General features: G+C 48.6%; 9 protein-coding genes. All 9 read right to left on the reverse strand.

The annotated features are described in order from the left end of the window. Positions 1-1,598 (reverse strand): hypothetical protein (locus KKH67_06365; GenBank protein ID MBU1318807.1); only part of this gene is annotated, 1,598 nt, incomplete at its 3' end. Between the two features lie 276 nt (positions 1,599-1,874). Then, entirely contained in the window at positions 1,875-2,447 is a 573-nt protein-coding gene (gene lptC, locus KKH67_06370) for an LPS export ABC transporter periplasmic protein LptC (protein MBU1318808.1), read from the reverse strand. Between the two features lie 329 nt (positions 2,448-2,776). Beyond that, entirely contained in the window at positions 2,777-3,286 is a 510-nt protein-coding gene (locus tag KKH67_06375; protein ID MBU1318809.1) for a hypothetical protein, read from the reverse strand. A 95-nt stretch (positions 3,287-3,381) separates the two neighbouring features. Next, positions 3,382-3,900: a ferritin gene (locus tag KKH67_06380; GenBank protein MBU1318810.1), complete on the reverse strand. Its 519-nt coding sequence runs from the start codon at positions 3,898-3,900 to the stop codon at positions 3,382-3,384. Between the two features lie 15 nt (positions 3,901-3,915). Beyond that, the gene (locus KKH67_06385) at positions 3,916-4,371 is read right to left on the reverse strand and encodes a ferritin family protein (GenBank protein MBU1318811.1); all 456 of its coding nucleotides are present in this window, start codon (positions 4,369-4,371) and stop codon (positions 3,916-3,918) included. A 349-nt stretch (positions 4,372-4,720) separates the two neighbouring features. After that, entirely contained in the window at positions 4,721-5,971 is a 1,251-nt protein-coding gene (locus tag KKH67_06390) for a permease (protein MBU1318812.1), read from the reverse strand. Beyond that, the gene (locus tag KKH67_06395) at positions 5,964-6,788 is read right to left on the reverse strand and encodes a TIGR02757 family protein (protein MBU1318813.1); all 825 of its coding nucleotides are present in this window, start codon (positions 6,786-6,788) and stop codon (positions 5,964-5,966) included. The genes KKH67_06390 and KKH67_06395 overlap by 8 nt, the downstream gene beginning before the upstream one ends. A 730-nt stretch (positions 6,789-7,518) precedes the next feature. Continuing rightward, positions 7,519-9,111, reverse strand: a complete 1,593-nt coding sequence (locus tag KKH67_06400; protein MBU1318814.1) for a hypothetical protein — start codon at positions 9,109-9,111, stop codon at positions 7,519-7,521. Between the two features lie 14 nt (positions 9,112-9,125). Continuing rightward, complete coding sequence (locus KKH67_06405; GenBank protein ID MBU1318815.1) at positions 9,126-9,779, reverse strand: tRNA-dependent cyclodipeptide synthase; 654 nt, start codon at positions 9,777-9,779, stop codon at positions 9,126-9,128. Between the last annotated feature and the right edge of the window lie 155 nt (positions 9,780-9,934).

The raw sequence follows: 9,934 nt of genomic DNA on the forward strand, positions 1-9,934 counted from the left end.
CGACGAATCAATGCCCATAAACTCATTACCAAAGTCATTGAAGGTGTTAAGTTCGTTGATGGAGAAATAAAGGAAGCCGCATAACTGGAGAACTTGAGGATACTATCAAAACAATCATCCACAACTCTTGACAATATCTCATTCCAGAACTCGTAATCTTGAGTCATGTGCTGTAAACCTGGGGTCTTCCCCAAAGCACCTTTCTCTATCTTCCCGGCCAACTGGACTTTCAATCCAGCATTCTGGAAGAGTTTTTTGACCTGCTCTCCCTCCCAATCTTCTGGCTGTAAGTTACGTAAACGAAACCAGGTTTGGGAATCATTTCTTGCTGTCTCAATCATTTTTGTGACGTCTGCTGTGGAAAACTTCGTCGATGTTTCTTCCTCTACAAGCTCCAGTAGGTATAACAAGCGGACTTTTGCCAAATCATCCGGAGGACAATAAACTATGCATGGTTTTGGGATATTGTCGATCCCGCACCTGAAACGAGTAGTCCTGTGTTCAATCTCCTCGGAAACTCCTGTGGAGTAGTTTCCATCAAAATACGGTCTGAATACGCAAATGGCATCACATTGATCTACAAGATAGTGGTCTCTTGAGTCTATATGATTTGCTATAGTTGGCCTCAGAACATCATTAATGAGAGTGCTCACGGCATATAGGTCCTTGTCAAGCGCATCCAGCTTTAGTGATCCGTCTGCGCCATAGTAAGTGCCTTCAATGTCCAGCGGGTTTTGAGGAAGTAGCTCCGGCTTCACATACATGAGCTTATCGCACTCGAACATCAATGGCCATCGCTCGTCCAAAACAGGAGCACATATGGCTGAGCCTTCTTCCTTTTGTATAATTAGCTCATCAACTGAGGTTGGAAAAACAGCCGTCACAATATCTTCTTTCCCGTTGATGAGTTCCTTGATGAGTTCAGCAATCTGGCTCTTTATTGCGTTGGCCTCGTCGGACCTCTTTGACTTCATCAGCCTTCTTACCTGCGTTATCGGGTGAGATACATATACTACTGCTATTGAATCGTGCTCAAGAATTGATGTGATGACCAACAGCGGATGCTTGACTGATATAACGTAGTGTTTCTTATGCAGAATTGAGGCAATCTGTTCGGCGGCAATCATTTCCTTTGATCGCCAGTCAAGTATGGTGAATAGGTCGTTAATCCGAGCTCTTGCGCGTTCATGTGGGTCGGGAAAGACCCGTTCCCTTGAGCTATCTGACATTACACCGTTATCGACCCTCAGTCTTGCATGGCAATCGTAGATATCGTCAACCAGAGTAATAACCTTGTCAACGGCGAATTCACTTAGCGCATCGCTAGCGTATGCTGTGAAGAACTCTCTATTCTGGGTCTGATAATAAATTGAGTGCATAGAGAAGAAAACGTGGTTAATGCCATCCGTGTCATGTCTTACCTGATCGAACGCCTTCTTCCACGTTTCTCTAATGTAGTCTTTGGGCCAACTCAGCAGTATCTGGATACCCCCCGGGCTCCTTATCTGTTTAATCTGCTCTTTGATGTATTCAGGAGTGAAACTGAGCTCTGTCAACCTGTCTTCGTGAGCCTGGATCAAAAAATCCTCAAACTTCACAATCTTGACTTCCTCATGCGAAGAGATGACAGACGAAACCCTCTTAAGAACGCCATCTGTATTTGTACCTGATATCGCTGTGAACAAGATGCGCATTGCTTGTACTCCATCCCTTTGGTTTTGCAGTTACCGTTCTGACCTGACTGCAAATGTAACATCACTAGTCATTTTAGAATAGAAGTTCGTACCTGTCAATACAAAACAGTATGCAGCCTATTAGAGGTCGACGACTAGATTGACAGGTGCTTCGTGTGGTCGAGCGCCGCGGAACTAAGTTCAATTTCCATCAAGGTCTTCGACCTTTTCGAATTTGGCTTTCACGCGTTCTTTGATGCGGAAATTGGTGAGTTTGCTGTCTGATTCGAAGCCGTAGCCGCTCTGGATATTGCCGCCGTGAGTAATTTCGACAAACGACTCCGTCCTGATCTGATTCGCTTCCTGATCCCAGAAAAGACTGTCGGCATCGAGCGTGACGCCGTTGTCCGAAACGACCGTCACATTGCCCCACACTTCCAGATCGCTCGTTTTCTCTCTGACTATGCCGGAGTCCGATACCAGTGTTGATGATTCATTGCCGAGCGAATCGAAAAACGTCGCGTGAATGTTCACCATCAGCGTGCTGTCGAGAGCCAGGAATTTCTCAAGATATGCAGAGTGAATCAGAACTTCCCTCACGCCGTGATCAGAAAGCAGAATATCTGATTCGTACAGAATCTGATCGGGAATGATCTGACTGGATGCAGTCTCTTCGCTGTGGCTGTCCGGGGTCTTCTCGGTGCATGCAAGCGCAATCATGCAGAGCAGCAAAGTGCATATCAGTTCGCCTAGGATATTCTTGTGTTCAGTCATTGTAAACATCTTGCCCTATTATACAATCGGCAACTGGGAATAACAATCAAGGAATTGCACTTGTACCCGAATCATGGATCATAGCGACTCGACTCCGTCCGCTCAAGTGCCAGCTTCAAGTGCTGGCAGGAGCTGTGCTCCTGCGCTCTTGACCACTCCCAGCAGAGGCACAGCCTCTGCTGGCACGTATGTAAGTCCGTCATCACGAGGAGCGAAGCGACGTGGTGATCTCATCCGTTCAGGTGCAAAGAATACGCAAGGCAGGAATGAGAGCACTTCTGCCCTACATCCCTGCCATTTGAGAATACTATGCAGCGAATAGTCTTTCGCTATTCGCGCTCCATGCTGAATTCACTGAAGTCGAACCAGTAGCCCGAACCGGTGACATAATCGAGCTCAGCCTGAACAACCGCAAGATGACCTTCCTCGATTTCGAGGAACCTCTGAAAGAGTTTGCGATCCGCGGCATTAAGTTCACCGACGACCTTAGCGTAAAACTCGCTCGTCTCAGTCTCGACATCCACGGCCTTCTTGAGAAGCTCTCGCTCCACACCGAAATCCTTGTCGGACATCCGTCGTTCGAGTTTGCTGACGCCCTCAAGGATCGACTGTTTTGACGGGATCGTTGTGTCCAGCTCATCAACGGTCACCTTGCCGGTCTTTGTCCATTCTTCGAGCTTGACAGTGAGATAGTCGACATGCCGCTGCTCGTCATCCGCGAGCATTGAGAGCATTCTCCCGCCGGTTTCATCGCCGGTTTTCCCTACCGCATCGCGGTAGATGTCGCGCACTCGATTCTCATACTCCAAGGCTGTCTTGATCGCTTCTTCTATGGTCATCCTATCCTCCCGATTGATTCATTCGCACCGAACAATCACGCCAAGTGTGCGATTGTTCACATACAACACAAAACAATAAGCTGATGCGAAAACCTCTATGCTCCGCCTACTGTTGCGGGTGGAGTGAAGACTCTCGCCGCAAGCTCCTGATCGATCATCAGAACACCGGTTCCATTGTCGCCAATCAGTTTTAGCTTTTTGACTATCTCATCGGCAGAAGCCTCTTCTTCGACCTGCTCTGCCACAAACCACTGGAGCATGTTATTCATTGCATGATCGCTCTCCTGGATCGATAGATCGACCAGTTTATTGATCGCTGCAGAGATGTGCTGCTCATGCTTGTAGGCTTCCTGAAAAGCTGCAAGAGGCGAATCCCATTCCAATGGCGGCTTGCTGATCGCAGCCATTACCGGGCGTCCACCACGGTCGTTCATGTAGCCATAGAACTTGAACGCGTGACTCAGTTCTTCCTGAGTCTGAATTTCCATCCAGTGGGCGAATCCGTCAAGATTCAGCGACTTGAAATACGCCGCCATTGCAAAATAAATGTAAGCTGAATAGAGCTCTTCATTGATCTGTGCATTCAGTGCGTCTTGGACTTTCTTCTTCATCATTACCCTTTCTCCTTCCTAATTCTCACTCATGATCATCTCGTCATATTCAATCTCAAACCTCAGTTTATGCCTCGCCTCCTCCTGGGCAAGCATTTCGAAAGCTGCTTTGAGGTTCGCATTATCCGTCATGGCAGCAAGATCGCTGTAGAGTCGATATGCGTTCTTCTCTCTCTGCATCGCAACGATCAGAACTTCCTGCAGACTCATATCAGCGTGCGGCTCGATTTCGTCTATCATATCCGTTACTTTGAGATCGACGACATTCATTTTCGCGGGTGCAAGGAGTTTGCCTGTTTTGATCTCTTCGAGTTTTGACTTATGCACCTGCTCTTCTATCGCGAATCCCTCGAACATCCTGCGGATATTCCGGTCAGCCGTCTTGGCTGCAAGCCCGGAATAGAACTCAGATGCCATTTGTTCGCTTCCTATCGCGAAATCAAGAACCTCATCGACTGAATTAAAATCCATCATCTCCTCCAATGTGCGACAGCTGAACCTGAGGCAGCCGTGGTACGTCTATGGTTTAGCGTAAGTTAATCACATCGATCCCGACCGCTATCCCCAGTTTGCAGTTGACAAGCCCATGCCTGTCACGCGAAAAGTACATATATTATGAGAGCAAATCAATCGAAATTCCTCCCGATGCGTAAGCTGTTCAAACTCAACCGGCGTCTCGGCAGTTGCCGGCTATCAGAAATACAACTACGCTTCAGTCCAGTATGTTCCAAATCGATTTTTCGAGGAGACTGAGCAATCTCATGACCCTGATTGCCGGTTGTAGAAATCTGCGTGGACAGTCAAGGATAGTCAGCGGGAGTGTCTACGATTTGTCAGAAACGGTGTATCCGACATCTTCTACAGATTTCTTGAGGGCAGACAGATCAAAGTCTTTGCCATATATCGCTGCAATTCCGCTGGTGAGATCGACGCGAACATCCTCGACACCGCTGCATTCGCTGAGTGCACGCTTCACATTCGCTACGCAGTGATTGCAGGTCATACCATCGACTTTCAACACCGCCCCCGCGCCGGAAATGTCGAAAGATGACTTCCGGATTTGTTTGAGATAGGGACTGATTGCTGCATATCCGAGAATCGCCAGCAGTAAAAGGGCGCTCGCTGTACCGCTCCAACCCGGCAGCATCCCATGGCTACCGTGACCGTGGTGAACATCCGATACGGTCATTATCTGATCGAGGAGAAAACCAGAGGCGAGCGCGGTGACGGCAACCGTCGCCAGATATATGAAAGTGGTCTTCTTGCCGAGGACTTTCCAGATCGTAGTTATGGTAGCGGCATTGGTTGCCGGACCTGTCACGAGAAACACAAGCGCTGCGCCCGGGGAGATCCCCTTGAGAATCAGCGCAGCAGCTATAGGCACCGAGGCAGTCGCGCAGACATAAAGCGGTATACCCAGGAGCATCATCACTATCATTGAGGCAAAGCCAGCCCCGAGCAGCCCGAGAAAGAAGTCGTCGGGTATTACGGCTGCGATCAGCCCGGCGGCTACAAGTCCAATCAGCAGCGATTTGCTTATATCCTGAGGAAGTGCGACGAATCCATAGCTGAAAATCCGCTTCAAAGCATTACCCTGAGGAGCATTCATGTTGTTCGACATGCTATCGGACATCATAGGAAGCATATTCAGGTCCCGCGTCTTGTCGAACGCGTCAACAAGCTGACCGCCGATCAGTCCGGTCACAAGCGCCACCAGCGGTCTGAAAAGGGCGAATATAGGCCCGAGCAGACTGAATGTGACCATTATGCTGTCGACACCAGTCTGCGGAGTCGACAAGAGAAACGATGTCGTAGCACCGCGACTCGCCCCATGCTTACGCAATGATGCTGCTACCGGAATCACGCCGCAGGAGCAAAGGGGTAACGGTACACCGAGTGCGGACGCTTTGAAGACAGGCCAGAAGCCGCGTCCGCCGAGATGCTTTTCAACGAATCTGGGGGACACCGCAACAGACAGTACTCCCGCCACCAGGAATCCGAACAGCAGATAGGGAGCCATATCGGCAAGTACCGACCAGAACTCCTCTGCTACGTGTATGACTATCTCAAGCATGAGTACGCGCTGTCTGCATGAAATGCGTTTGGAGATGATCGACAACTCCGACGCCGTGCTCCATCCCGAGCCGTGTCAGAGCGAAATCGTACTTGGTCGGATCGTCCGGCGAGATCGCCCTGAATGCGTCTGTGATCTCTCTCGCTGTCACAAGATTCGCCTGCTTCCGGGTTGTCATGCCAAATGCCGTGCCTATCCTGAACATATGTGTATCGAGCGGGATGATTAGCTTCGAGCTGTCGATGCATGTCCACCCGCCCGGGTCAACTCTGTCCCTACGAACCATCCATTTGAGGAATAAGTTCAGCCTTTTGCAGGCGCTCCCCTTCGGCGGGGAGGGTAACATGCTGTTGTAATTGCCGTTATCAGCGCCCCGAATTGTCTGCACAAACCGGCATAGCGCGGGAATAACATCGCTGTCTGAACTGGACATCCCTGCCTTGAAGCATTCTTCCAGCGAGCCATATTTCAAAATGACCGCCTTGAGGCCGAGTATCACGGCGACCAGATCGTCACTTGTTGTGAACCTGTGCTTGAAATTACCATAGGTTTTCTGAAGCGATTTTTTGGTAGCGTTCTGCACAAAGTCTGCTGGTGATTCCATTTGGTCGAGCACCGATGCGACACTTTTGATAATCTGAGCCACCCTCCCATACGCGAGCGACGATGCTATCAGCGCCGCGATCTCGCGATCTCTGATAATATCGTATCTCAGTACAATTTCGAGCGGGTCGGGATGAACATACTTCGAGTGATTGTACCGTTTATAGAGGTTTTCGAGGAAGCTCTTATCTATCTGAAGTTGTCGCGCTGCCAATACAGGAATCCTGCCATGCTGTCAAATGCAAACCAAACTTATCGGTTATGATATGGGAAGTTCATCACAAAGTCAAGCAAGACCTGGTTCAGAGCTGAAAGCCGGTGATAGTCCTCCAATCGTCGCTATCCTTGAAGCCTAAATTCGAGATTAGAAACACGAACTCAGGACAAGGATCAACGAACAAGCTGCACCAGTGTGCGCCTTGTCACTGTCGACGCACAAATAACGGTCAGCCGTGCACAGTTTTCCGTTGTCTACTTGCAACCGCAATTCTGTCATGGGGCTAGAAGCGGCAAATAGCGCCTACGCCTGCGAGTCATACGATCATATCTAATGATGCAAATAATCATCCAGACTGCGGACAAAACTATAGTAACAATTTGAAAGACGAGGAGTCCGATCTCAGGAAAACACTCAGATGGTTTCACTGTAAAAGGAACCAAGGCTAAGATCGCAATTATGGCACAGAAGACAAATCCATTAGTGAACCATAGGTGTAGGCGTTCGGCTTCTACATAGAACCAGCGCACAGGGCGCCGTGCATCTGAATTTGTCTCAATCTCGCGTACACTTGAGGGCGGTGGATCACCCAGTGTAATATCCATGAACTCTTCGCGAATTGTATCGACCAAAGCATGGATCCTAAGAAGGAAGGTCCCAGTAGTAACCAAGAAGAAAGCTAGAATGCCAACAAAGATACTTTCACCCAACATAGCCCAATCCTCCTTTACGGCTGCTTGGTCGGCACTACGCGCCTTGCACGAAATACCAGCCCGATGATCATGATGACAAGTGAAAACCCGAATGCGATTGTGGGCGCGTTATATACGGACACACCGTCTGGAAGAATCCACCAACTTGCAAGGGACCAAGCAAATGAACCTTGCTGAGCTGTGACCGAAGTAATGCCATAAGCCCAGCCGACGACTATGCCTGTAGCCACAGACAATATCGCAAATGTCTGGACTCGCTTGAGGTCCAACTTCTTCGCAAGGAGGAGACCACACAATACGACCGGTGCAAGCGCTAAAGCGGAGCCATATATAGCAAATACGAAACTGACAACATCAAATCCAATGTGTGTTAGAGCAATACAGAGGATAAGACCTATAATAGCAATTCCTCCCATCTGCATCCTGGCTCTTCCAATTACTTTTCTATGTGTAGAATCCATCGGCAACAGATTGTCTGATTGCGAAACGGTCGCGGAATCTTCAATGGGATGTTTCTCAAAGAATTTCCGGTCGGTAATATCCATGGAGATAGTTTGACCGGCGGCGATAAGAAAACTGTCGGCCGTCGATAGCATGGCTGCCACGAGAGCGGCAAATCCCATGCACGTGAGTATCAAAGAGAACCAGCCTTCACCGCCGAAGTTAATTAGGATGGTTGCAAGGCCACCGGCAGAATCAGCGCCCGCCGTTTCTGTAAGTGCTAGCGCCGCGAAGAGTATTGCACCCCAGGTAATAAAAAACATTATGGCGGCAAGACCTACTCCGCTCTTGGCAGCTTTTGTGTCTTTGGCAGCGACTATTCGTTGCCAAGCAGACATGTCCACGAGTGGAAACGGCACGTTGATTAAGAAGAAGTTTAACATCATGAGAAAGATTACGCTCGGCGCCACAACTCCCAGCGGCGCAAGTTTCCAATTTGCGATGAGGTTATCTGGAATGAGTGGTTCACCTGAGGTTGGCGCTCCGAAATGGAAGGCAAGATATATCATAAGTCCACAGAATAGTATGACTGCACTGGTTTGAAGTAAATCTGTTCGGACCACGCTCTTGAAGCCCCCGAGTATTGAGTATGCCACAAGAACCATTCCTATCAGGAGCAGGCTTGGTAGATAACTATCGACGTTGGGAAGAAGAGATTGGAGTAGTCTGGTTCCCACGATAAGCTCTGTTGCGAATATCCCTATAAAGCCGATGGTAGTTGCTATGCTGGCCGTCAATTTCAAGCCCTCGCTGCCATAAGAATCCTTCAAGAAGCCGTGAAGTGTGGAACCAGAAGTTGTTAATGAGCGGATACGAGGAGTTAGATAGAATATCACCACGTGGCCAAGGGCATAGAATAATGCTGCCCATAGTAGCGATAAGCCGAACACTGGTGCCAATTGAAAAAACGCGATGAAGACCGTCGCCAAGGACATTCCCGAGGCATAGAACGTACCAAAGACTTTCTGAGGTCCAAGTCTTCTACGGTAGAGAAAAAAGTCACCCGCTGACCGTAGTTTGCGCGCGTCGGACCGTGCAATCAAGAGATACACACCGAAGCTAATAACTATGGTCAACAATGCGATGTACGACGTTACGTTACCCACAGCAATCTCCTTTACTAGAAGCTCAAGGAAATGAACTCACGCTTGGTGGTTTCTGGTAGATCATTAGTCAGTGAGGGGAAGACATTCTTGTAGAGCATATTAAGTATACCTACATCCGGGCCAGGATACACCTCCACCGAAAAGCCAAGATATTCACTCATTGTTATTAATCCAGCCATTTCTCTCAGAACATAACTATCAAGTATATTCCAAGAGGTTGGCTCTTCTTCAGAATCAAAGCGCTTTACAACCTCGTCTGTAAGTCTACGTTTGAGGTTGCCTACGACTTCCTGGCGAACGCACTGAGCGAAATGACTGTTGCGTCTCATGTACTCTTCTTGAAATGTTGATAAGAGACGTTGATACTCGGTATGCGATTCCAGTTCATTCCATCGGATGATTTCTGCTGTATAGGATTCCTCTATCAGTATAGTCTCGATCCGCTCACAGAACTCTCGTCCTCGTTCCAGGGCGACAACGAGTGCTGATGAAAATGTCCTGTCGCTGAATACTGAGTCCGTAAGAGCGTAAATATTGTCCCCAATTAGGAACGCGAAGCGTGCTGCGTTACCTTGCGCCCACTGCACGTACTTGTGAAGCCGTCGATTTGAATAATACCGTCGGCTTAGACTTATTCCTAAGTACGCCGCTTTAGGACCTAGAGGCAATTATACTCCTCTCTTGAGATATATTCAAAAGTTGTGGATAGAATAGAATGAGCGTATCCTCTTAATAGTAAACAAGAGAACTCGGGTTTATCCGAGCAGGAGGACACGCTCATGAGGAATAGTAATGTAAGTAATTTGGAAAGTCGAGTGGAAAA

Source organism: Candidatus Zixiibacteriota bacterium (assembly GCA_018820315.1).
GTDB lineage: Bacteria > Zixibacteria > MSB-5A5 > JAABVY01 > JAHJOQ01 > JAHJOQ01.